The following is a 23003-nucleotide window of genomic DNA, read 5'->3' on the forward strand; positions in this document are numbered from 1 at the left end:
CTCAGGCGAACACCTGCAGACTGCGCGGCGGCAGCGACACCCAGATGTCCGGGGTGCCCAGGCGCGGCATGTCCTCCGGCGCCAGCTCGGCCAACAGCGCGTGGCCCGGCAGTTGCTCCAGCTCGAAGCTCATGCGGCAGCGGTTGCCCAGGAAGGTGATCTCGCGGATCTGCGCACGGAACAGGTTTTCCTGGTGCACGGCGGGGTTCACGCTGATCGCTTCCGGGCGGCAGAACAAACGACCCGAGGCACTGGGCGCCTGGCTCGGCAGACGCAGGCTGAGGCTGCCGACCCGCGCATGACCATCGCTGCCTCGCTCGAACGGCAGCCAGTTGCCCTGGCCGACGAACTCGGCGACGAAGGGCGTGCTCGGGGTGCTGTAGATCTCCTGGGCGGTGCCGTACTGCTCGATGCGCCCGTGGTTCATCACCGCAATGCGGTCGGCCATCAACATGGCCTCGTCCTGATTGTGGGTGACCATCACGGTGGTGATGCCCAAGCTCTTCTGCAATTGGCGCAGCTCGCCGCACAGATGCTCGCGGACGCGGGCGTCCAGCGCCGACATCGGCTCGTCGAGCAGCAGCAGCGACGGGCTTGGCGCCAGCGCGCGGGCCATGGCGATGCGCTGCTGCTGGCCACCGGAGAGCTGGCCGGGATACTTCTTCTCGCTGCCGGTGAGGCCGACCAGTTCGAGCATCTCGGCGACGCGGCGGCGCGCTTCATCCTTCGAGGCGTTAGTCAGGCCGTAGGAGATGTTCTGCTCGACCGTGAGGTTGGGGAACAGCGCGTAGGACTGGAACAGGATGCCGTAGTCCCGCGCCTGCGGCGGCAGGTTCGACACATCGCGATCACCCAGGTGCAGGCTGCCATCGTCCTGTCGCTCCAGGCCCGCGATACAGCGCAGCAGCGTGGTCTTGCCGCAGCCGGAAGGGCCGAGCAGGCAAACCAGCTCACCGGCCTTGACGTCCAGCGACACGCCGTCGAGGGCGACGAACTGGCCGAAGCGCTTGCGGATATGACGCACGCTGAGCGGCGTGCCGGCGATGATGGGGTGCATGGTGGTACCTCGTCTTCTTGTGGTTCACACCGCGTGAGCCGTGGCGTGAAGGAACGAGGTCCATGCTAGGGACGGATTGCGACGGCACTATTGCGAAAGGGCCAAGTGCGCCGATAGATCCATAGGCAGATTTTGGTATGGGGGCGAATTTTTTTTGGAGGTGGCGGCGTTGAGCGGTTTGTCAGAACACCACTGTAGGAGCGCGCCATGCGCGCGATCGCGGGCATGGCCCGCTCCTACACTGGAACACCTGCGCTGGACGACTCGCGAGCAAGCCCGCTTCTTCTACACCTGCGCCAGCGCCAGGAAAGCACTCGGCAAGCGCGCCTGCCGCCTATCCTTCAGGCAATACAGGTACTCGTCGATCAGGCTCGCACCCTTGATCTCCAGCACGCACAACTGCGGGTTATCCGGCACTTCCTGGCGGGCAATGATGCTCACCCCCAGGTTACGAATCACCGCCTCGCGGATCGATTCACGGCTGCCGATCTCCAGCATCGAGGCCGGCGTCACCCCCGCCTGCTGCAACATCGCCTCGGTCAGTTGGCGGGTCGTCGAGCCCGCCTCGCGCATCAGCAGGCAATGGTTGCGCAAGTCCCCCAGGCTCACCGACGACAGCGCGGCCAGCGGATGGCTGCGGTGCACCGCCAGCACCAGCGGATCGCTGCCCAAAACCACTCGGGCCAGGCGCGCGTCGTCCACCTGCTGCGATGAGGCGGCCAGGTCGACCCGGCATTCGATGAGCGATTCCAGCACCTGCTGGGAGTTGCCGATCTCCACCGACACTTCAATCTGCGGGAAGCGCTCGCGGAAATTCTTGATCAGCCCGAGCACGTAATAAGGAGAGGTAGCGCCGATACGCAGCGCGCCCTGCATCTGCCCACAGTTGCGCAGGTAGAACTCGATATCAGCCTCCTGCTGCAACAGCGCCTCGACCATCGGCAGCAGACGCGCGCCCTCGTCGCTCAGGGTCAGGCGACGGCCGCCGCGATAGAACAACTCCACCGCATACTGGCTCTCCAGGTTGCGGATCTGCGTGGTCACGGTCGGCTGGCTGAGGCCGAGTTTCTTCGCCGCCTGGGTGATGCTGCCCAGCTTCGCCACCCGGTAGAACGCCTTCAATTCCGCGCTCAGCATCGACCGATCCGCCTATTCGAAAAATCCATCAACATTTTTTCTCGGCGCTGCCGGCAAACCGGCGCCAGCCCACTGACGACGCGGCCTGCAGCCAGGCGACAAAACACCCGAAAAGGTCAACATACCTGACCTGTATCACTGGCAATGCCAGTTGTAGCTGGACAGCCCGGACTTGAGCGACTTTCATTGCCCTTGGAAAAATCCCACACGGAAACCGAAGGCGGCCTCACAAGGGTGCGCCCAAGGAGCAATTGATGAAGTACAAAGTCACCATGGTTTTCGGAACCCGTCCGGAAGCCATCAAGATGGCCCCCCTCGCCCGCGTCCTCCGCCGTACCCCGGAAATCGAGCTGCGTATCTGCTCCACCGGCCAGCATCGCGAGATGCTACAGCAAGTGCTGGACTCCTTCGAACTCGAGGTGGACGAAGACCTCGACGTCATGACCCAGGGCCAGACGCTGAACAGTCTGTCCCTGCAGATGATGGGCAAGCTGGACGACAGCTACGACCGCCATCGTCCGGACATCGTGCTGGTCCACGGTGATACCACCACCAGCTTCATCGCCGCCCTCACCGCATTCCACCGGCAGATCCCGGTGGGCCACGTCGAGGCTGGCCTGCGCACCGGCAACATCCACCAGCCCTGGCCGGAGGAAGCCAACCGCCGCCTCACCGCGGTGATCGCCGACCTGCACTTCCCGCCGACCAAGGCCTCGCGCGACAACCTGCTGCGCGAAGGGGTGAACATCGACCAGATCGAGGTCACCGGCAACACGGTGATCGACGCCCTGCTGTGGATGCGCGAGCACCTGCACGAAACCAACTGGAAACCCGCTATCGACTCGCCCCTGGCCAAATTTACCGGGGACCGCCGCGTGGTACTGATCACCGGTCACCGCCGGGAAAACTTCGGCAAGGGTTTCGAGCGCATCTGCCAGGCCCTGGCGGAGCTGGCCCAGCGCTTCCCCGACGTGGACTTCGTCTACCCGGTGCACCTGAACCCGCAGGTGCAGAAAGCCGTGTACGGCCTGCTCTCGGACAAGCCCAACATCCACCTTATCGCCCCGCAGGACTATCAGCACTTCGTCTGGTTGATGGACCGCGCGTACATCATCCTCACCGATTCGGGCGGCATCCAGGAGGAAGCGCCGGCGCTGGGCAAGCCGCTGCTGGTGCTGCGCCGCGTCACCGAGCGCCCCGCCGTACTGGAAGGTGGCACCGTGGTACTGGTGGGCACCAACACCAGCCGCATCGTCAGCGAAGCCAGCCATCTGCTGCGCGACGAAGAAGTCTACGAACAGATGAGCCGAGTATTCAGCCCCTACGGCGACGGCCATGCCAGCGAGAAGATCGTCGCCCGGCTGCTGTCTTGGTTCGGTGAATCACGCAAGGCAAGCGAGTTCGAATGAGCCTCGAACTGGTCGATATCCTCACCTACGTTCTCTATGCCCTGAAGTACCTGGCGATCATCCTCGCCGCGCTGATGTTCCTGCTCGGACTGGATGACCTGTTCATCGACCTGGTGTACTGGGGCCGCGTACTGGTGCGCCGCTTCCGAATCTACAACCGCTTCGACCGGGCCGACGAGGAACGCCTGTTCGCCGCTCCGGAGAAGCCGTTGGCGATCATGGTGCCGGCCTGGAACGAGGTCGGCGTGGTGGGCGAGATGGCCCGCCTGGCGGCTTCCACCCTGGACTACGAGAACTACCAGATCTTCGTCGGCACCTACCCGAACGATCCGCAGACCCAGGCGGACGTGGACGCGGTGTGCCTGCACTACCCCAACGTGCACAAGGTGGTCTGCGCGCGCCCCGGCCCCACCAGCAAGGCCGACTGCCTGAACAACATCATCGACGCCATCCTGCGCTTCGAGGCCGACGCGCGCATCGAATTCTCCGGCTTCATCCTGCACGACGCCGAAGACGTCATCTCGCCTTTGGAACTGCGCCTGTTCAACTACCTGCTGCCGGCCAAGGACCTGATCCAGATCCCGGTCTACCCCTACGCCCCGGAATGGACCGGCTTCACCGCCGGCCACTACGTCGACGAGTTTGCCGAGAACCACGGCAAGGACGTGCCGGTACGCGAAGCACTGACCGGCCAGGTGCCCAGCGCCGGCGTCGGTACCTGCTTCAGCCGCCGCGCCATCGCAGCGCTGCTGGAGGACGGCGACGGCATCGCCTTCGATGTACAGAGTCTCACCGAGGACTACGACATCGGCTTCCGCCTGAAGCAGAAAGGCATGAAGTGCATCTTCGCCCGCTACTCCATCACCGACCCGCAGCTGGCATTGAAGAACGAATGGGTGCCGGGCATGGACCGGCGCTTCTCACAGGTCATCTGCGTGCGCGAACACTTCCCGCGCACCTGGCAGCACGCCATCCGGCAGAAGTCCAGGTGGATCACCGGGATCGTTTTCCAAGGCACGCGCAACCTGGGCTGGAGCAGCAAGACCATGCTCAACTACTTCCTCTGGCGTGACCGCCGGGGGTTGATCGCCTACCTGCTGAGCTTCCTGGTCAACCTGCTGTTCCTGGTGCTGATCACCATGTGGCTGATCACCAGCCTGTCGCCCAACGCCTGGCGCTTCCCGTCGATCCTCGAGGGCAGCCAGTTGCTGGTCGTGCTCTTGTTCCTCAACGGCCTGATGCTGCTCAACCGACTGTTCCAGCGTTTCTGGTTCGTCACTCGCTTCTACGGCATCTTCGAGGGGCTGCTGTCGGCGCCGCGGATGATGTGGAGCAACTTCGTCAACTTCTTCGCCAACCTGCGCGCGCTCAAGCAGGTGATGGAGATGGGCGATTCGCGCCGGGTCGCCTGGGACAAGACCACCCACGAATTCCCCGCCCTCGCCGGCCCGCAGCGCACGCCGCTGGGCCAGCGCCTGAAGGAGAAGGGCCTGATCACCGAAGAGCAGCTGCAGTCGGCGCTGACCAGCCCGGTCCGTCGCCGCCTAGGCCGCGAGCTACTGCTGCGCGAGCTGATCACCAGCACCCAGTTGGTCGAAACACTGGCCGAGGAACTGGGTGAGGAATGGGCGCCGCTCAATCCCTTCACTCTGGACGAGAAGCTGATCGAAGCACTGCCGCGCAAGCTCGCACTGCGCTACGCGGTGCTGCCGGTAGCCATCGAGGGCAACACCCTGGTGTTGGCCAGCGAACAGCAGATAAGCCAGGTCTCCCTCGGCGCCATCAGCCGTCAGCTCAAGCGCCCGGTGCGCGGTCGACTGGCTCCCCAGGGACGCGTCACCCTTGGTTTGCGGCACTGGTATGGCGGCCGCAACCAGACCGACGAAACCCGCGCCATTGTGGAGGTGCTCAGGCAACGCCAAGGCGACGAAGCCCTGATGGAACGACTCAGCGGGCACGTGGTGATGTTCGGCGCCCTGCTGCAGGTGCGCGGCATGGTCCCGCCCAGCCTGTTCAACCAGGCGCTGATCGATTTCGATCCCGAGCAGGACTCCCTCGGCGAACACCTGATCAAGCGCGGCATGATCACCCAGCAGGTGCTCGAAGAAGCTCTCCAGGAACAGGCCAGCGAACAGCACGAGGCCTATCGCATCGCCCGGGAGGCCGTGTGAAACCGCAACAAACCCTGCTTTACGGCCTGATCCTGGCGAGCATCGCCGCCCCACTGGCGCAGGCCGCCGACGACCAGCTCAGCGAGTTCCAGCGTTTCCGCAGCTTCCCCTACCTCGACAAGGGCTACAAGGAAGCGAAGAAGAGCAACTGGGCGGAAGTCGAACGCCTGATGCGCCACCTGCTGGGCCGCGTGCCGAACAACACCGAGGCGCGCTCGCTGCTGATCCAGTCCCTGGCCAAGCAGCGGCGTTTCGACGATGCCGAGAAGGAAGCCCAGGCACTGGCCGGCACCGATGCCGGCGCGCAGGCCCTGACCGAACTGCGCCTGGACCTGATCGAGAACGGCCCGCCACCCGAAGCCCAGATCAACCAGTGGCTGGCCCACACCAGCAACGCCAACGAGCGCGTACGCCTGTGGCAAGCCTACAGCCTCAAGCTCGGCCAGACCCAGGGGGCCGCCAAGGCGCTGGACTGGCTCGGCAGCCTGCCACCGGGCAACGATGGCCGCGTGCTGCGCGAGGCCCGCGCCAACTGGGCCGAACAACTGCGCGACTGGGACACCACCATCGCCCAGCTGGCTCCGCTGGCCACCGCTCACCAGCTCTCCGCCGATGACTGGCGTCGCCTGGCCAACGCCTACGCCCAGCGCCTGGAAGAAAAGCCGCTGGAGCAGTTGATCCAGCAGGCCCCCGACGCCAACGCCGCGCGCCAGGCAAGACTGGCGATCATCGACCGTGCCATCGCCGTCGATCAGACCGAGGTGGCCAAGCGCTGGTTGCTCACCCTGCCGGAGCAGGACCGCAACGACCCGACACGCCAGGCGCAACTGCTGGAGGTCGCCCGCGACAGCGCCGACACCTCGCTGGTGAGCAAGCTCAGTGACCAGCAGAATCGGCCGTGCCTGGAAACCACCGAATGGCTGTCACGCCACGACCAGGCAGCGGCGCTGGCGAAACTGCAGCAGTGCAAACCCGCTGACGACCCGAAGACCTGGCTGGTGCTGGCCCAGCGCCTGGACGCCACCGACCTGCTGGAAAACACCCGGCTTCCCGAACCCTGGGACACCGCCCGGCGCGACCAACTGGTGGACTCCTGGCGGCGCCAGGGGCGCACAGACCAGGCTCTGGCCTGGCTATCGCGCCAGCCGCAGACGCCTGACACCGTGCGCCAGCGCGCCGAGCTACTGCAGGCCCGTGGCCGCACTGGCGAAGCCGCAGCACTGTGGGAGCAGCGCTATCGCCAGACCGGTGACCTCAAGGCGCTGGATCAGGCCAGCTACCTCGCCCTCAACGCCGGGCGCACCGAACGCGCCAAACAACTGCTGGAAAGCGCCTACGACCGCCGCGGCGGCAATTTGCCGCCCGCCCTGCTGCAACGTCTGGCCGGCATCCACGCACGCAGCGACACACCGCTGGACGTCGCTCGGATCGAAGCCCTGCTGCCCAAGGCCGACCCGGTGTCGCGCGGCTACCTGCTCGGCCGCCTCGCCGAGGGCGGGCGCTGCGACGCCCTGCAGCGCTACCTGAACCCGAACTCCAACACCCCCGGCGAACTGCGCGCCCTCGGCCGTTGTGCCATGCCCGCGCGCCCCGGCGAAGCCGTGGTCTACTACCAGGCCGCGATCGCCCACGGCGACAAGCAAAGCCAGCTGCCGCTGGCCTATGCGCTGGAAGCCGCCGGCGATCCCGCCGGTGCATTGCGCATCTTCAACACCCTGCCCGCCAGCGAACTCAATGACAACGCCCGCCTCACCGCAAGCCGCGCCGCGCTGCTCACCAATGACAATGCCGGCGCCGAGCGCTACTGGCAGCAGGCGAAGAAAGCCAGCGCGGACGACTGGGCACTGGGCGCCAACATCGCCGACGCCCGCGGCGATTACCCCGACGCCCTTTCGCGGCACCGCGAGGCCCTGCAGCACGAACCCAACGGCCAGCACTTCTACAACGCCGCAGGCAGTGCACAGAAGGCCGGGGACACGCAGCAGAGCAAGCTCTGGCTAGCCGAGGCGGTACGCCGAGACCCCAACAATCCGCGCTTCCGCGCCGATTACGGCATGCGCCTGGCCGGCACCGACACCCCGGAAGAGCGCCGCACCGCGATCCCCTACCTGGAGCGTGCCACCCGCGATTACCCCGAGGACTTCCGCCTGGGCGAAACCCTCGCCTGGCGCTACGACGAGGCCGAGGACAGCTTCGCCGCCCGCCGCGAGCTGCGCCGGGTGATCGACCTGGAACAGGACCCGGTCGCCGCCGACGACGAGTACGGCAGCCTCGAAGCCCGCCGTTTCCGCCAGCGCCGCGCGCATCAGGTGCTGTCCCAGCGCGACAACCTGACCATCGCCAGTACCTGGTCGCCGGCCGGCGTCACTACGGTGCCGATCCTCAATGACGACAGGCAGACCGGCAACCGCCGCCGTGCGCAATCGCAGAACCTGCAGACCTTCATCTGGGACCACGCCCTGGGCGAGGAACCGACTCGCAACGGCAGCACCCTCTCGGTGTACGGCCGGGCGATCGCCGGCAATGAAGGACGCAAGCAGTACACCCAGACCCTCGCCGCCGGTTTCGGCCTGCGCTACAAGCCCTTCGGCGACTACAACCTCAACCTCTACAGCGAGCTGTACAAGCAGAACACGGTGAAGAACGACGGCGATTCCGATTACGCCTTCGACGGCATCCGCCTGCACGAGATCGGCACACCCGAGAAGTTCGAGCGCTACGTGCGCCAGCGCGACAAGTACGGCCAGACCTCCACCGACTTCCTGCTGCGCGCCACCGCCTCCTTCCTCGACCAGGGCGACTACCGCAACGACTGGCGCGTGGACGAAAGCGATTGGGATGAGCGCTTCCTCTACACCGATTTCGCCTGGTGGACTCACGCCGGCGACCACCAGTGGGTCTCGCGCTACCAGCAGGGCCACACCTGGAAGCTGCCAGTGGACTCGCCGCAGACGATCATGCCGTACGGCTTTGCCGAGTTCTCCGCGCAGGACCCGAGCAACGACTGGCGTCAGGACCTGCGCAGCGGCGTCGGCCTGCGCTGGCAGTACTGGTACGGCGAAGACCGCTACAACGCCTACCGCGCCCACGTCACCGTGCGTACCGAGTACCAGCTGGGCATGGCGGGCAATCTCTATGAACAGGCCAACGGCTGGCTGGTGGGACTCGAGGTGAACTTCTGATGCGACGCCTGATTTTCGCCCTGGCCCTGCTGTGCTCCGCCGCCACGGCGCACGCCGATGACCGTTTGTTCTACCAGCCGCTGAATGTCGATGCTGCGCTGAGCGACGCGCAGTGGCAGCAGGTCTGGCGCGCCAGTGCGGCCCAGGGTGCGAAGACCCTGATCGTGCAGTGGACCGCCTATGGCGACTCCGACTTCGGCGGTGCCAACGGCTGGCTCGCACGCTCCCTGAAAAGCGCCCACGACAACGGCCTGCAACTGGTCCTCGGGCTGTACATGGACCCGGCCTACTACCAGCGCCAGAGCGAGCTGGACACGCCCGGCCTGGAGGCCTACTGGCAGCATCAGCTGGGCCGCTCCCTGGCACAGCAACGGCAGGTGAGCGAGCAGTGGAAACTGCCCGTCGCCGCCTGGTACCTGCCGATGGAACTGGACGACTGGCACTTCCAGGCCGCCGAGCGCCGTCAGGCCCTGCAGCATCAGCTCAAGGACTTCGCCGGCCAGTTGAAGGCGCCGCTGCAGCTGAGCGCCTTCTCCGGCGGCAAGCTGGCGCCGCAAGTGTATGGCGACTGGCTGGGGCAGATCGCCGGGCTCGGCGTGCAGGTCTGGTGGCAGGACGGCGCCGGCACCGGCGCGCTACCCGAGCGCGTGGGCCAGGCTTACGCCGCCGCCCTGCCCTGCCCGGTCGGCATCGTCCGCGAAGCCTTCCGCCAGACCAGTGCCGCCGGCCAGCCTTTCCACGCCGAACCTGCCGCGCCTTCCAGCGCGTCCACCGGCTGTCACGCCAGCGCCGTCTTCGAGGTGCGCTACCGACCCTGGGGCAAGGTGCTGCTGGACAACCAGCGCGAGCACCCCAGCATATCCGCAACGCCCTGAGATCCCTCGCCCGATGCCCGCCGCACGCTAGCGCAGTGGGCAGCGGGTTCGGCTATTCTCGCGCGAGCGATCCCACACGCGCACAGGGCGGTTCATGTTCAAGACCATCGAGTCCGAGATACTCAAGCAAAGCGTCCCGGCCGGGATCAGGGCCGAATTCCTCCAGCACGATTTCGAGCGACTCCACGGGCTCAGCCTGCTGATCTTTGCCGTGAGCGCCGCCATGTGGCTGCTCTTCGACCTCATCGTCAGCTTCCAGGCCGGCCAGGGTTTCACCTACGTCTCGGTGCTCTTCCTCGGTGTGTTCTTCCTCATCACCGTGGTGGCCAGCTTCGTACGCAAGGCGGTGCACTTCTACTGGCTCAACCTGGCCTTCGTCATCACCTTCAGCCTCGGCGCACGCCTGGTGATCGACGGCTTGCCGGAGCCACTGCGCCCTGCCTGGCTGGTGATCGCGGCCGCCACGGTGCTCTACAGTGCCACCGCGATGCCGCTGAACAATCTCGCCTTCTATTCCGTGCTGGTAGTGACCTGGACCTTCCTCAACCCGCTACTGGGCGATGTGCCGGCCCTGGACGCGCGGCGCAGCATGCTGGTCTGCTACCCGCTGTTCATCAGCGCGCTCTCGGTCTACATCTTCCACCACCTGAGCAAAGCCAAGCTGTACAACTACGCCATGGCCAGACTGCTGCTGGACCAGGCCTACCTCGACGTGCTCACCGGCATCCCCAATCGCCGCTCCTTCATGACCCGCGTCGGCCAGCGCCTGGGAAACGACGGTGAACAGCGCTACCTGGTGATGATCGACATCGACCACTTCAAGCGGGTCAACGACACCTACGGCCATGACATCGGCGACGAAGTGCTGACCCGCGTCGCGCGCGCCATCCAGCATGAAATGCAGGACTTCGAATTCGCCCGCCTGGGCGGCGAAGAGTTCGGCCTGTACCTGTGGGGGATCAGCGTTGAGGAGGCTCAGTCGCGGGTCGAGCAGCTACGCCGCGTGACCGCCGAGTTGCCCGGCACGCCCAGCGTCACCATCAGCCTGGGCCTGGCCCATCTCACGGCGGACGGAACCTTGAGCCAGGCGCTGATCAAGGCCGACCAGGCGCTGTACGACGCCAAGCACAACGGGCGCAACCGGATGACCTATTCGCCTTGATGGCCACCCCGGGTAGAAACGAAAAAGGCCCGCAGATGCGGGCCTTGGCGTACTGGTGTCCCGGAGAGGGGTCGAACCTCCAACCTTCCCCTTAGGAGGGGGACGCTCTATCCAATTGAGCTACCGGGACAATCGGGTCGGCATGTTAACCACCGACAAGCGATTTGTCATGCCGCCGCCACCGTCGCGGTCCATAATTTCGCCGTCAGCCGGAGAATCACCATGACCACAGACGACGGCGCCCTGCCCGATTCCCCTTTCGCTACCTTCGATGTGCGCGTCGCCACGGCCGATGATGCGGCGGCGCTTGCTCCGCTGCTGCAGCAACTGGGGGCGCGTGACCCGCTGCCCGACACCGCGCTGCTCGCCCTCGCCCTGAGCGACCAGCAACCCTCGCGAGTGACGCTGATCGCCGAGCGCGATGGTGTCTTGCTCGGCACCTGCACCCTGCACCTGATCGAACACATCGCCCATGGCTTCGCCCGCTCGGCAATCCTCGAGGACATGGTGGTGGACAGCCGCGCACGCGGACAGGGCATAGGCCAGGCGCTGATTGGCCGGGCGGTGGAATGGGCTCGGGACTGGAAGTGCTACAAACTGGCGCTCTCCAGTCACCAGGACCGGGAAATGGCGCACCGCTTCTATGCGGCGATGGGCTTCGCGCCTCACGGCGTCAGCCTGTCGCTGAGCCTGGACTGACCTCAGCTGGCCTGGGCATCCGAAGGATCGAGCAGGTCCAGAAGGTGGCTGACCGTCACATCCAGGGACACCGAATTGTCCAGCTCCACCAGCGGCCCGGGCAGGCCATCGGCAAAATGCGCGTTGCGCGCCAAGCGCTCCTCGATTTCCGCCAGCGTCTCCCGCCCGCGCTTGAGCAGACGCTGGCGCAGCACGTCGGCATCGACCTTCAGCAGCACCGCGATCAGCCGCGGATAACGACGGCGGGCCTCGGGCAGGTACTTGCGCGAACCATTGACCAGCACGTCGTGGCCGGCAGCGAGCCAGTCATCTATCTCGCGGGGTATGCCGTAATGCAGGCCATTGGCGCGCCAGCTCATGGCGAAGGCGCCGGAGCGCTCCAGCGCGGTGAATTCGTCGACGCTTACCGAGTGCGCTTCTTCACCCCGCGCCTCGGCGGAACGAGTGATGACGCGCCGGACGATCCGGCAATCCATTGCGGCCAACGGAGCGCTGGCGGCCTGCAACACGCTGTCCTTTCCGGAACCCGAAGGGCCCATCAGGAAAATCAGTCTGCCTGGGGTCATGAGACTCTCGGTACGCCGGCGGCTCGGCGCTACTTCAATTCTGATCCGCGGGGCGGATAATACTCCGAGCCTTGTGCGATATCAGTGAAAACCCGATATCGACGCCCGCTCGAACCCACCACCCCTGACTCACCACCAAACGCTGTGCCATCATGGCCATCCGCGACGAAGTGCCCCCATCAGGCTGCCTAACGGCAGGCAGGCGCACGGTACATATCGACTACGCTGACTGAGACGGGCACATCACCAGCTTTCCCTTCAACTCCAATCCAAAGAAGGGTCTGCCTAGGCGGTCTCATTTCGGACGATTGGTGCTGGCATTTAGCCTTCACCCAAGACACAATATGCCGAAGGTTTGACGTCAAGTTATTGGATATTTTTTCAAAAGCTTTGACGACGCGCTGAACGGCCACTGGAAATCGCTGTCAAAGGGCCTGAACGAACGCTGACCCATGGCATCGGCCTCCCTGACTTACAGGTTTAAAGTATGCGCCCATTGAAACAGGCAACCCCCACCTACTCCAGCCGTACCGCTGACAAGTTCGTCGTACGTCTGCCCGAAGGCATGCGTGAGCGTATCGCCGACGTCGCTCGCAGCCACCACCGCAGCATGAACTCCGAGATCATCGCGCGTCTCGAACAGAGCCTGCTGCAGGAAGGTGCGCTGCAGGACAATCTGGGCATCCGCCTCGACAGCCCGGAACTCAGCCTGCACGAACGCGAACTGCTGCAGCGCTTCCGCCAGCTGACCCATCGTCAGCAGAACGCGCTGATCGCTTTGATCGCGCACGATGCCGAGATGGCACAGAACGACGCCTGATTCGTTCGCGACACCCGAAACAGCCGGCCCCGAGCCGGCTTTTTCATGTCCACGATTTACGGGTGGCGCATAACGAGAGGCAAAAAAGCCGCCTCGCGGCGGCCTTTTCGGCGGAACTGGCGCTACATCAGGAATAGCGTGGCCAATCCGAGGAAGATGAAGAAGCCGCCGCTGTCGGTCATGGCGGTAATCATCACGCTGGAGCCCATCGCCGGATCGCGCCCCAGGCGCAGCAGCGTCATCGGGATCAGCACGCCCATCAGCGCGGCAAGCAGCAGGTTCAGCGTCATGGCGCCGGTCATTACAGCACCCAGCTCCCAGTTGCCGTACAGGTAGAAGGCGACCAGGCCGATCACCCCACCCCATACCAGGCCGTTCACCAGCGCCACGCCCAACTCCTTGCGCAGCAGACGGTTGGCGCTGCTGGTCTGGATCTGGTCCAGCGCCATGGCGCGGACGATCATGGTGATGGTCTGGTTGCCGGAGTTGCCACCGATGCCGGCCACGATGGGCATCAACGCTGCCAGCGCCACCAGCTTCTCGATGGAGCCTTCGAACAGGCCGATCACCCGCGAGGCGATGAAGGCGGTGACCAGGTTGGTGGCCAGCCAGGCCCAACGGTTGCCGACCGACTTCCAGACCGAGGCGAAGATATCTTCCTCTTCACGCAGACCGGCCATGTTCAGGACTTCGCTTTCGCTTTCCTCACGGATCAGGTCGACCATCTCGTCGATGGTCAGACGGCCGATGAGCTTGCCATTCTTGTCCACCACAGGGGCAGAAATCAGGTCGTAACGCTCGAACGCCTGGGCGGCGTCGTAACCGTCCTCATCGGGTGTGAAAGTCACCGGATCGGTGGCCATGACTTCAGCCACGTCCTTGTCCGGATCGTTCACCAGCAGGCGCTTGATCGGCAGAACGCCCTTGAGCACGCCGTCGTAGTCGACCACGAAAAGCTTGTCGGTATGGCCCGGCAGCTCCTTCAGGCGACGCAGGTAGCGCAGCACCACTTCAAGGCTGACGTCATCGCGGATGGTGACCATCTCGAAGTCCATCAGCGCGCCGACCTGGTCTTCCTCGTAGGACAGCGCAGAACGCACACGCTCGCGCTGCTGCTGGTCGAGGCTTTCCATCAGCTCGTGGACCACATCGCGCGGCAGTTCCGGCGCGAGGTCCGCGAGTTCGTCGGCGTCCATGTCCCTGGCCGCAGCGAGGATCTCGTGATCGTCCATGTCGGCGATCAGGGTTTCCCGCACGGAGTCGGACACTTCGAGGAGGATGTCGCCGTCGCGCTCGGCCTTGACCAGTTGCCAGACCGTCAGTCGGTCATCCAGCGGAAGGGATTCGAGGATGTGGGCGATGTCGGCCGGGTGCAGCTCTTCCAGCTTGCGCTGGAGTTCCGCCAGGTTCTGGCGGTGCACGAGGTTTTCGACGAGGTCTTGATGCTGGCCTTCCTGACGGTGCGTCAGGTCTTCCACCAGCTTGTGCTTGTGCAGCAGGTCGACCACCTGGTTGAGGCGGTCCTGCAGGCTTTCCTGCGGCTTCTTGGCTTCTACTTCGGTCATAGCACGCTCCACCCCCAGTGGCAGAACGGGCCAGAGGGGATCAATACATCAGGTCGTGTGTACGCAATCGGGGTTCTGAGTAACTACTGGGTAAGTCCATGGTGGTGTCCCATGCGCCCATCGAGGGCAGATGCGGGAAATGATAACACTCCGGGGTGTATTAGGCGTTACAAAATGGCGGCCAGAACAATCGCTTGCAGGCGAAAGTTCATTGGCGAATCACTGCTCGGTTCGACGCCCGAAAGCTCCCACAGGACACCCGGCTCCGACTGACAATTTCCACTCCTAGGCTGCACGCAGGCCCGCCATCACGGAGGAAACCATGCGCCTGCCTGCCCTGCTCTGCTCAATCCTGATTCCACTGGTACCGACCTGCGAGGCGGCCTCAGTGTTCCGCTGCACGGCGGCCGATGGCAACGTGCTGTTCAGTCAGTATGGCTGCCCGGTGGAGCGACAACAGGAAATCCAAGAAGCGAACAACCCCACGCCCGGTAGCAGCGAGCCGGTGCCAATGGCGACTCCGCAGGTATCCGCTCCCCAGAAGCCTGCGGCGCGTAACAGGGGCCAGCGCAAGGAAGCCGAGCGAGAGGCGGTCGTGGTCGTTGGCGAACAGCAGAATGGCTGCGGCAACCGCGTCACGGGCAGCGCGCGGCGCAAGGCAATCATCGAGGGCAGTGTGAAGACGGGAATGACCCGCCGCGACGTGGAGAGCGCCCTGGGAAGGCCGGACAGGACCAGCCAGCACAACGAGACACTGCGCTATCACTATGAGGCGGACAAGAAGCGCGGTGCACGTACCGTGACCTTCGACGAGGATGGTTGCGTGATGGGCAAGTCGAAGCGCTGACCAACTTGCCCACTCTTTTTGGAAGGCAAAGAAAAAGGGCCTGCATTTCTGCAGGCCCTTTCGTATATGGCGCACTCAGGAGGATTCGAACCTCCGACCGCTCGGTTCGTAGCCGAGTACTCTATCCAGCTGAGCTATGAGTGCGTCGTTGGCAAAGTTTAACCAGATTCACCAACTGGTTGCAGCTAATGGCTTTTCAGCCCTTTCGCCACTGAAGCCCCGCTTTCGCGTTGCCTCTTATATGGCGCACTCAGGAGGATTCGAACCTCCGACCGCTCGGTTCGTAGCCGAGTACTCTATCCAGCTGAGCTATGAGTGCGCTGATGAGGACGCAAATTCTAGGGCGATTCTTCTAATCTGTCAACAAGATTTTTTAATCTTTTCAGTCACTTACGTAACCGGACAACTCATCGCACCAGATGATGCAATGGCGGAGAGGGGGGGATTCGAACCCCCGACACCCTTTTGAGGTGTACTCCCTTAGCAGGGGAGCGCCTTCGGCCACTCGGCCACCTCTCCGCAACACGGGGCGCATGATATCCATGTTTTCCCCGTTTGCAAAGAAAAATTTTAGAAAAATTAATGGTTTGGTTCTTGGTCTTTCTCTTTCTGGATGCGCTGGTAGATTTCCTCACGGTGCACAGCAACTTCCTTCGGCGCATTCACACCGATACGCACCTGATTACCTTTGACGCCCAATACAGTCACGGTGACGTCATCACCGACCATCAGGGTCTCTCCGACCCGGCGTGTCAGAATCAGCATTCCTTTCTCCTTACGTGTTACGGGATAAGCAGTCTGCAAAAAAAGAAATGGTGGCAGATTCGTATAGATCAAGTGCGCGAATCCTTCACCCAAGTATTGACCAGTCCTGCCGGAAAGAAAGTTCCTGTCAGACAGTCAAAAACGACAAAAGGCGCGGGGTAGCCGCGCCTTTCGGTATATCTCGCCTTACTCGCCCTGTCGGGCCGGGGCGTCGAGTTCGAAAGCGGTGTGCAGGGCACGGACCGCCAACTCGAGGTACTTCTCTTCGATGACCACGGAAACCTTGATTTCCGAGGTGGAGATCATCTGGATGTTGATGGTTTCCTTGGCCAGGGCTTCGAACATTCGGCTGGCGACACCAGCGTGGGAACGCATGCCGACGCCGACGATGGAAACCTTGGCGATGTTGGTGTCGCCGGTAGCTTCACGCGCACCGATGGTGACGGCGGTCTGCTTGAGGATTTCCAGGGCGGCCTGGTAGTCGTTGCGGTGCACGGTGAAGGTGAAGTCGGTGGTGTTATCGTGCGCAACGTTCTGCACGATCATGTCGACTTCTACATTGGCGGCACTGATCGGGCCGAGAATCTTGAAAGCAACGCCGGGAGTATCCGGTACGCCACGGATGGTCAGCTTGGCTTCGTCGCGATTGAAGGCGATGCCGGAGATGATCGGCTGTTCCATGGATTCCTCTTCATCAAGGGTAATGAGGGTGCCCGGACCCTCCTGGAAGCTGTGCAGCACGCGCAGCGGGACGTTGTACTTGCCGGCGAATTCCACCGAGCGGATCTGCAGCACCTTGGAACCGAGGCTGGCCATTTCCAGCATCTCTTCGAAGGTAATCTTGTCCAGGCGACGCGCCTGCGGCACGACGCGCGGGTCGGTGGTGTAGACGCCATCGACGTCGGTGTAGATCTGGCACTCGTCGGCCTTCAGTGCCGCCGCCAGGGCTACGCCGGTGGTGTCGGAACCGCCACGACCGAGGGTAGTGATGTTCCCCTGCTCGTCCACCCCCTGGAAACCAGCGACAACAACCACACGGCCGGCCTTCAGATCTGCGCGAATGTTCGCATCGTCGATGCTCAGGATACGCGCCTTGGTGTGGGAACTGTCGGTCAGGATACGGACCTGATTACCGGTGTAGGAAACCGCCGGCACGCCGCGCTTCATCAGCGCCATGCTCAGCAGGGCGATGGTCACCTGCTCGCCGGTGGAGACCATCACATCCAGCTCGCGCGGAATCGGCTGGTCCATGATCTGTTTCGCCAGACCAATCAGGCGGTTGGTCTCGCCGCTCATGGCGGACACCACCACGACGATGTCGTCACCCGCTTCACGGAATTTCTTCACCTTCTCGGCTACCTGCTCGATTCTCTCGACGGTGCCGACGGAGGTCCCTCCAAACTTCTGTACGATCAAAGCCATTTCAAAAGCCGCCTGATTCCTGAAGGGCGCCCATTAAACATGCATCACCGCATGCTGCCAAGGCCCGCCGGACGCGCTGCGGGCCCCGTATTTCAGGGCCTTTAGAGGCCCTGTTCGACAAATTTCACTGCCAGCGCCAGAGCCTCGTCCAGCTTGCCGGCATCGACGCCACCGCCCTGGGCCATGTCCGGGCGACCACCACCCTTCCCGCCCACGGCCGCAGCGGCCTGCTTCATCAGATCGCCCGCTTTCAGCTTGGCGGTCAGGTCCTGGGTCACACCGGCGACCAGCACGACCTTCTCCTCGAACACGCCGCCCAGCAGGATCACGCCGCTGCCCAGCTTGTTCTTCAACTGGTCGACCAGCGCCAGCAGCGCCTTGCCGTCGAGGCCATCGAGACGAGAGGACAGCACCTTCACACCACCGACTTCCATGGCGGAACCCGCCAGGTCGTCGCCGGCTGCGCTGGCAGCCTTGGCCTTGAGCTGTTCCAGCTCTTTTTCCAGCTGACGGTTGCGCTCGATCAAGCCAGAGAGCTTGTCCAGCAGGTTGTCACGGCTGCCCTTGACCAGACCGGCCGCTTCCTTGAGCTGCTCCTCGGCGCCATTGAGGTAGGCCAGCGCAGCGCCGCCGGTGACCGCTTCGATACGGCGCACGCCGGAAGCCACACCGCCTTCGCTGGTGATCTTGAACAGGCCGATATCGCCGGTGCGGGACACATGGGTGCCGCCGCACAGTTCGACGGAGAACTTGCCGCCCATGCTCAGCACGCGCACCTGATCACCGTACTTCTCGCCGAAAAGCGCCATGGCGCCCTTGTTCTTGGCGGATTCGATGTCGGTCTCTTCGGTCTCGACCTCGGAGTTCTTGCGGATTTCGCGGTTGACGATGTCTTCCAGCTGCTTCAGTTGCTCGGGCTTGATCGCCTCGAAGTGGCTGAAGTCGAAGCGCAGGCGCTGGCTATCGACCAGCGAGCCCTTCTGCTGGACGTGATCGCCCAGTACCTGGCGCAGCGCAGCGTGCAGCAGGTGGGTAGCGGAGTGGTTCAGCGCGGTGGCCTGGCGCACCGAGGCATCGACCTCGGCCTTCACGGCAGCGCCAACGGTCAGGCTGCCCTGGGCAACCACACCGTGGTGCAGGTGAGCGCCGCCAGCCTTGGTGGTATCGCGCACATCGAAGCGCACGCCGGCAGCTTCAAGGTAGCCGCTGTCGCCAACCTGGCCGCCGGATTCGGCGTAGAACGGAGTCTGGTCGAGGACGACCACGCCTTCCTCGCCTTCACCCAGCTGCTCGACGGCCTTGCCGTCCTTGAACAGGGCGATGATCTGGCCGGCGCCGGAAACGCCCTGGTAGCCGAGGAAGCGGGTGTCGCCATCCACTTTCACCAGGCTGTTGTAGTCCATGCCGAAGGCGCTGGCGGAGCGGGCACGCTCGCGCTGGGCCTCCATCTCGCGCTCGAAGCCTTCCTCGTCGAGGGTCAGGCTGCGCTCGCGGGCGATGTCGTTGGTCAGGTCCACCGGAAAGCCGTAGGTGTCGTACAGCTTGAACACCACGTTGCCGGGGATGACGCTGCCCTTGAGCTCGGACAGGTCCTGCTCGAGGATCTTCAGGCCCTGCTCCAGGGTCTTGGCGAACTGCTCTTCCTCGGTCTTCAGCACGCGCTCGATGTGCGCCTGCTGCTGCTTGAGCTCGACGAAGGCTTCGCCCATCTCGCCAACCAGGGCGGCGACGATCTTGTGGAAGAAGGTGCCCTTGGCGCCCAGCTTGTTACCGTGGCGGCAGGCGCGACGGATGATGCGGCGCAGCACGTAGCCGCGGCCTTCGTTGGACGGCAGCACGCCGTCGGCGATCAGGAAGCCGCAGGAACGGATGTGGTCGGCAACCACTTTCAGCGACGGTGCGTCGTCGTTGGCGCAACCGATGGCCTCGGCCGAAGCTTTCAGCAGGCTCTGGAACAGGTCGATCTCGTAGTTCGAGTGGACGTGCTGCAGTACGGCGCTGATGCGCTCAAGGCCCATGCCGGTGTCAACACTCGGCGCCGGCAGCGGGTGCATGACGCCGTCCGCGGTGCGGTTGAACTGCATGAACACGTTGTTCCAGATCTCGATGTAGCGGTCGCCGTCTTCTTCCGGCGAGCCGGGCGGGCCGCCCCAGATGTCGGCGCCGTGGTCGAAGAAGATCTCGGTGCACGGGCCGCACGGACCGGTGTCGCCCATTGCCCAGAAGTTGTCCGAAGCGTAAGGGGCGCCCTTGTTGTCGCCGATGCGGACCATGCGCTCGGCGGGAATGCCGACTTCCTGGGTCCAGATGTCGTACGCCTCGTCATCGCTGGCATAGACGGTCACCCAGAGCTTTTCCTTGGGCAGGTTCAGCCACTTGTCCGAGGTCAGGAATTCCCAGGCGTAGGTGATCGCGTCGCGCTTGAAATAGTCGCCGAAGCTGAAGTTACCCAGCATTTCGAAGAAGGTGTGGTGGCGCGCGGTATAACCGACGTTTTCCAGGTCGTTGTGCTTGCCGCCGGCACGCACGCACTTCTGGCTGGTGGTAGCGCGGGTGTAGGCGCGCTTTTCCAGGCCCAGGAAGCAGTCCTTGAACTGGTTCATGCCTGCGTTGGTGAACAGCAGGGTCGGGTCGTTCGCGGGGATCAGCGAACTGGACGCTACGCGGGTGTGCCCCTTCTCTTCGAAGAAGCGGAGGAAGGCTTCACGGATTTCAGCGCTTTTCATAGGTTCTTCCACGGAAAAATGCGGCCACGAATCGCCGGCAAAGGGCCGCATTATATCGGCCCCGCATCAAGGTTGTAGTGTCTTTGCGCGATAGTTAACCCCTATCGCGCAATAATTTCTGTCAGGAACGACGAAAGGCGGCAAAAGCTTCGACGATACGCGGGATATCGGCGTTTTTCACATCCAGGTGGGTGACCAGCCGCAGGCGCGCCGCCGGGCTGACACGAATGCCGCGTTCGACCAGGTGCTCGCCCAGCGCGCCGGCCTGCTCGCCGATGCCGACGTAGACCATGTTGGTCTGCACCGGCTCGATGGCGTAGCCCAGTTCCGCCAGGCCACGGCCCAGCGCTTCGGCGTTGGCGTGGTCCTCGGCCAGGCGCTCGACCTGATGGTCCAGCGCATACAGCGCCGCAGCCGCGAGACCACCGGCCTGGCGCATGCCGCCGCCGACCATCTTGCGCAGCCGGCGCGCGCGGCCGATCAGCTCGGCATCGCCGCAGAGCACCGACCCCACCGGCGCGCCGAGCCCCTTGGACAGGCACACCGAGACGGAGTCGAAGTGACGGGTGATCTCGCGGGCATCCACGCCCAGCTTCACCGCCGCGTTGTACAGGCGCGCGCCGTCCAGGTGCAGCGCCAGGCCACGGCGGCGGGTCAGCTCCCGTGCGGCGGCCAGGTAGGTCAGCGGCAGGACCTTGCCCTGCATGGTGTTTTCCAGCGCCAGCAGGCGAGTGCGGGCGAAGTGGAAATCGTCCTGCTTGATCGCCGCCTCGACCTTGGCCAGGTCCAGCGAGCCGTCGGCTTCGCCATCGATGGGCTGCGGCTGGATCGAGCCCAGTACCGCGGCGCCGCCGCCTTCATATTTATAGGTGTGGGCCTGCTGGCCGACGATGTACTCGTCGCCCCGGCCGCAATGGGCCATCAGGCCGAGCAGGTTGCTCATGGTGCCAGTGGGCACGAACAGCGCGGCGGCAAAACCCAGGCGCTCGGCCAGGGTCGCCTCCAGGCGGTTCACCGTCGGGTCTTCGCCGTAGACGTCATCGCCCAGTTCGGCCCGCGCCATCGCCTCGCGCATGCCGGCGGTGGGCAGGGTCACGGTGTCGCTGCGAAGGTCGATGATGGACATGGCGGAGCTCCTTGGGCAATCAGGCGGAAAGGCCGATGCTAAGCGCTCGCCAGAGACGGAACAAGGCTTGGAGCAACAGTAGAAGCGAGCTTGCTCGCGAACGTTCCGCGCACGGGGTTCGCGAGCCTACGAAAAGCCGGTCAGAGCTCGGTTGGGACCACCAGGATGCCGGCGCGCAGACCGTTCTTCACCCGCGGGTTTGGGAAGATGATCCGCGCGCCCTGCTCTTCCACGATCCAGCGGGTGCCGCCGATGTCCTCGGCGAGCAGGAAGCCGTGGTCCAGCTCGGTGAAGTTGTCCACCGCGTCGTCCAGGTGCAGGCGGAAGTGGTCGCTGTGCTTAATCACCTCGCGGGAGACGGCGAACAGCTGCAGGCCGTCCATTTGCGCCCCGTCCACCTCCTGGCCACTGATCACGCCTTGCAGCATGATTTCGAGACGATCCAGGTTCACCGCTTGGTTCTGCCCGAACGGCCGCGCCTTGCCCAGCTCCAGGGTGAACGCCTCGGCGCCGAGCTGGCTGTAGGTGTAGGCGCTGAAGGTGATGCCCGGCTTGCTTTGCAGCAGTACCGCATCGATGCCGGCGCTGCGCAGGCGCGCCAGCTCGTCGCGGGAGTGCTCGCGGCCGCTGGCCCAGGGGTAGAGCGCGAACTGCTCGATCTTCGAGCCCCGGATGGCGGTGTGCAGGTCGTAGTGCAGGCGCGGGCGGCCCTCGCGGGCGAAGAACGCGGCAGCCAGGCGCTCCAGCTCCGACGCACGCAGGGCCTCGTTGCCGCTGCCCTCCTCGTGGCGACCGCAGAACAGGCGGTTGATGTCCTGCTCCAGGTAACGCTCGCCACGGCGCATGGCCTCGGGATTGCCGAGCAGGAACAGCACCCGCGACGCCGGCTTCAGCTCGCCACGGGCGATGCGGTGCACCAGGCGGTCGAGCAGTTCGATGGGGGCCGTCTCGTTGCCGTGGATGCCTGCCGAGAGCAGCAGGTCGCGGCCATTGTCGCGCGCCACCGGCGGAGTGACTTCGAGGGCGCCTTCAGCCAGCCAGTGCAGACGGGTGCCATCGGCGGTGAGCTGGATCTTTTCCGTCGGCTCACGGCCGGCGAGGGTCAGTTCGAGCAATTTGCCCAGAGCTAGCATGCGGACGCCTCCATCATTCCCCGCGGCCGGAGCGGCCGCGGGCTCCGCGATCAGTGGTGATGGTCACATCCACAGTCTGGACCATGTTCGTGGACTTCGGCGGCTTCCAGCTCAAGGCTCAGACCCAACTGGTTCACCGCCTGCGGGCGCACCACCAGCAGCGGGATCTCGGCGTCGTCCTCATGGGAGTCGGCGTAGATCACCAGGCCGCCCTTGCCGTCGGCCTCCAGCCACAGCTCGCGCCCTTCCAGGCGGATGGCCAGGCGCGCGGTATGGGTCTCGCGGCGCTCGCCCTTGTTGTCTTCGAGAATCAGCGGGAGGCTTTCGGTCATGTCAGTTAC

Annotated in this window: 18 protein-coding genes and 4 tRNA genes; 8 read left to right on the forward strand and 14 right to left on the reverse strand. The window is 64.3% G+C overall.

Translation table 11 applies throughout. The annotated features are described in order from the left end of the window. Position 1: 1 nt before the first annotated feature. Positions 2–1057 carry a putative 2-aminoethylphosphonate ABC transporter ATP-binding protein gene (locus tag IB274_RS00995; protein ID WP_192430269.1) on the reverse strand — a complete coding sequence of 352 codons (1056 nt, stop codon included), beginning with the start codon at positions 1055–1057 and terminating at the stop codon, positions 2–4. 285 nt (positions 1058–1342) lie between these two features. Further along, positions 1343–2194 (reverse strand): LysR family transcriptional regulator, encoded by an 852-nt coding sequence (locus IB274_RS01000; RefSeq protein WP_192430270.1) that lies wholly within the window; start codon positions 2192–2194, stop codon positions 1343–1345. 254 nt (positions 2195–2448) lie between these two features. Here IB274_RS01000 and wecB point away from each other — a divergent pair, with 254 nt between their 5' ends. The 5 genes from wecB to IB274_RS01025 all read left to right on the forward strand — a co-directional run bounded on the left by wecB (position 2449) and on the right by IB274_RS01025 (position 10993). Continuing rightward, positions 2449–3603, forward strand: coding sequence for a non-hydrolyzing UDP-N-acetylglucosamine 2-epimerase (wecB, locus tag IB274_RS01005; protein ID WP_192430271.1), 1155 nt, complete (start codon positions 2449–2451; stop codon positions 3601–3603). Then, entirely contained in the window at positions 3600–5774 is a 2175-nt protein-coding gene (nrfB, locus tag IB274_RS01010) for a cyclic di-3',5'-guanylate-activated glycosyltransferase NrfB (RefSeq protein ID WP_192430272.1), read from the forward strand. The genes wecB and nrfB overlap by 4 nt, the downstream gene beginning before the upstream one ends. Continuing rightward, positions 5771–8956 (forward strand): NfrA family protein, encoded by a 3186-nt coding sequence (locus IB274_RS01015; RefSeq protein ID WP_192430273.1) that lies wholly within the window; start codon positions 5771–5773, stop codon positions 8954–8956. Before nrfB ends, IB274_RS01015 begins: the two co-directional genes overlap by 4 nt. Next, complete coding sequence (locus IB274_RS01020; protein WP_192430274.1) at positions 8956–9831, forward strand: DUF4434 family protein; 876 nt, start codon at positions 8956–8958, stop codon at positions 9829–9831. Before IB274_RS01015 ends, IB274_RS01020 begins: the two co-directional genes overlap by 1 nt. 94 nt (positions 9832–9925) lie before the next feature. Then, the gene (locus IB274_RS01025; RefSeq protein WP_192430275.1) at positions 9926–10993 is read left to right on the forward strand and encodes a sensor domain-containing diguanylate cyclase; all 1068 of its coding nucleotides are present in this window, start codon (positions 9926–9928) and stop codon (positions 10991–10993) included. 53 nt (positions 10994–11046) lie between these two features. Here the strand turns inward: IB274_RS01025 and IB274_RS01030 are convergent. After that, positions 11047–11123, reverse strand: a tRNA-Arg gene (locus IB274_RS01030). 92 nt (positions 11124–11215) lie between these two features. Here IB274_RS01030 and IB274_RS01035 point away from each other — a divergent pair. Further along, the gene (locus IB274_RS01035; protein ID WP_192430276.1) at positions 11216–11692 is read left to right on the forward strand and encodes a GNAT family N-acetyltransferase; all 477 of its coding nucleotides are present in this window, start codon (positions 11216–11218) and stop codon (positions 11690–11692) included. 2 nt (positions 11693–11694) lie between these two features. Here the strand turns inward: IB274_RS01035 and phnN are convergent, their stop codons facing one another. Next, complete coding sequence (phnN, locus tag IB274_RS01040) at positions 11695–12258, reverse strand: phosphonate metabolism protein/1,5-bisphosphokinase (PRPP-forming) PhnN (RefSeq protein ID WP_192430277.1); 564 nt, start codon at positions 12256–12258, stop codon at positions 11695–11697. A gap of 487 nt (positions 12259–12745) precedes the next feature. On the opposite strand from phnN, the gene amrZ reads away from it, so the two are divergent. After that, positions 12746–13078, forward strand: a complete 333-nt coding sequence (gene amrZ, locus IB274_RS01045) for a transcriptional regulator AmrZ (protein WP_017517196.1) — start codon at positions 12746–12748, stop codon at positions 13076–13078. A 122-nt stretch (positions 13079–13200) separates the two neighbouring features. On the opposite strand, the gene mgtE is transcribed toward amrZ, so the two are convergent. Next, on the reverse strand, positions 13201–14643 hold the full coding sequence (gene mgtE, locus IB274_RS01050; protein ID WP_192430278.1) for a magnesium transporter: 1443 nt from the start codon (positions 14641–14643) through the stop codon (positions 13201–13203). A gap of 322 nt (positions 14644–14965) precedes the next feature. Here mgtE and bamE point away from each other — a divergent pair, with 322 nt between their 5' ends. After that, positions 14966–15490, forward strand: a complete 525-nt coding sequence (bamE, locus tag IB274_RS01055) for an outer membrane protein assembly factor BamE (RefSeq protein WP_192430279.1) — start codon at positions 14966–14968, stop codon at positions 15488–15490. A 67-nt stretch (positions 15491–15557) separates the two neighbouring features. Here bamE and IB274_RS01060 read toward each other — a convergent pair. From IB274_RS01060 to IB274_RS01100, 9 genes are all read right to left on the reverse strand, one after another. Continuing rightward, positions 15558–15634 (reverse strand) — tRNA-Arg (locus IB274_RS01060). A gap of 98 nt (positions 15635–15732) precedes the next feature. Further along, positions 15733–15809 (reverse strand) — tRNA-Arg (locus IB274_RS01065). A 109-nt stretch (positions 15810–15918) separates the two neighbouring features. Continuing rightward, positions 15919–16009: transfer RNA gene (locus IB274_RS01070), tRNA-Ser, on the reverse strand. 60 nt (positions 16010–16069) lie between these two features. Then, entirely contained in the window at positions 16070–16255 is a 186-nt protein-coding gene (csrA, locus tag IB274_RS01075; RefSeq protein ID WP_003085981.1) for a carbon storage regulator CsrA, read from the reverse strand. Positions 16256–16441: 186 nt separating this feature from the next. Continuing rightward, positions 16442–17677: an aspartate kinase gene (locus tag IB274_RS01080; protein WP_045210116.1), complete on the reverse strand. Its 1236-nt coding sequence runs from the start codon at positions 17675–17677 to the stop codon at positions 16442–16444. 101 nt (positions 17678–17778) lie between these two features. Further along, positions 17779–20403, reverse strand: a complete 2625-nt coding sequence (alaS, locus tag IB274_RS01085) for an alanine--tRNA ligase (RefSeq protein ID WP_192430280.1) — start codon at positions 20401–20403, stop codon at positions 17779–17781. A gap of 121 nt (positions 20404–20524) precedes the next feature. Then, complete coding sequence (gene ltaE, locus IB274_RS01090) at positions 20525–21529, reverse strand: low-specificity L-threonine aldolase (RefSeq protein ID WP_192430281.1); 1005 nt, start codon at positions 21527–21529, stop codon at positions 20525–20527. 140 nt (positions 21530–21669) lie between these two features. Beyond that, the gene (astE, locus tag IB274_RS01095; RefSeq protein ID WP_192430282.1) at positions 21670–22662 is read right to left on the reverse strand and encodes a succinylglutamate desuccinylase; all 993 of its coding nucleotides are present in this window, start codon (positions 22660–22662) and stop codon (positions 21670–21672) included. Between the two features lie 50 nt (positions 22663–22712). Further along, entirely contained in the window at positions 22713–22994 is a 282-nt protein-coding gene (locus IB274_RS01100; protein WP_054907334.1) for a hypothetical protein, read from the reverse strand. Positions 22995–23003: the final 9 nt, after the last annotated feature.

The sequence above is a fragment of the Pseudomonas sp. PDM18 genome (assembly GCF_014852585.1).
GTDB lineage: Bacteria > Pseudomonadota > Gammaproteobacteria > Pseudomonadales > Pseudomonadaceae > Pseudomonas.

What these genes read in the sequence shown, in the direction of transcription:
- IB274_RS01035 (WP_192430276.1), top strand. Translation starts at nt 11,216, where the DNA reads ATGACCACAGACGACGGCGCCCTGCCCGATTCCCCTTTCGCTACCTTC.
- ltaE (WP_192430281.1), bottom strand. Translation starts at nt 21,529, where the DNA reads ATGTCCATCATCGACCTTCGCAGCGACACCGTGACCCTGCCCACCGCC.
- IB274_RS01100 (WP_054907334.1), bottom strand. Translation starts at nt 22,994, where the DNA reads ATGACCGAAAGCCTCCCGCTGATTCTCGAAGACAACAAGGGCGAGCGC.
- astE (WP_192430282.1), bottom strand. Translation starts at nt 22,662, where the DNA reads ATGCTAGCTCTGGGCAAATTGCTCGAACTGACCCTCGCCGGCCGTGAG.
- IB274_RS01025 (WP_192430275.1), top strand. Translation starts at nt 9,926, where the DNA reads ATGTTCAAGACCATCGAGTCCGAGATACTCAAGCAAAGCGTCCCGGCC.
- alaS (WP_192430280.1), bottom strand. Translation starts at nt 20,403, where the DNA reads ATGAAAAGCGCTGAAATCCGTGAAGCCTTCCTCCGCTTCTTCGAAGAG.
- IB274_RS00995 (WP_192430269.1), bottom strand. Translation starts at nt 1,057, where the DNA reads ATGCACCCCATCATCGCCGGCACGCCGCTCAGCGTGCGTCATATCCGC.
- IB274_RS01000 (WP_192430270.1), bottom strand. Translation starts at nt 2,194, where the DNA reads ATGCTGAGCGCGGAATTGAAGGCGTTCTACCGGGTGGCGAAGCTGGGC.
- csrA (WP_003085981.1), bottom strand. Translation starts at nt 16,255, where the DNA reads ATGCTGATTCTGACACGCCGGGTCGGAGAGACCCTGATGGTCGGTGAT.
- nrfB (WP_192430272.1), top strand. Translation starts at nt 3,600, where the DNA reads ATGAGCCTCGAACTGGTCGATATCCTCACCTACGTTCTCTATGCCCTG.
- phnN (WP_192430277.1), bottom strand. Translation starts at nt 12,258, where the DNA reads ATGACCCCAGGCAGACTGATTTTCCTGATGGGCCCTTCGGGTTCCGGA.
- wecB (WP_192430271.1), top strand. Translation starts at nt 2,449, where the DNA reads ATGAAGTACAAAGTCACCATGGTTTTCGGAACCCGTCCGGAAGCCATC.
- mgtE (WP_192430278.1), bottom strand. Translation starts at nt 14,643, where the DNA reads ATGACCGAAGTAGAAGCCAAGAAGCCGCAGGAAAGCCTGCAGGACCGC.
- amrZ (WP_017517196.1), top strand. Translation starts at nt 12,746, where the DNA reads ATGCGCCCATTGAAACAGGCAACCCCCACCTACTCCAGCCGTACCGCT.
- IB274_RS01080 (WP_045210116.1), bottom strand. Translation starts at nt 17,677, where the DNA reads ATGGCTTTGATCGTACAGAAGTTTGGAGGGACCTCCGTCGGCACCGTC.
- IB274_RS01020 (WP_192430274.1), top strand. Translation starts at nt 8,956, where the DNA reads ATGCGACGCCTGATTTTCGCCCTGGCCCTGCTGTGCTCCGCCGCCACG.
- bamE (WP_192430279.1), top strand. Translation starts at nt 14,966, where the DNA reads ATGCGCCTGCCTGCCCTGCTCTGCTCAATCCTGATTCCACTGGTACCG.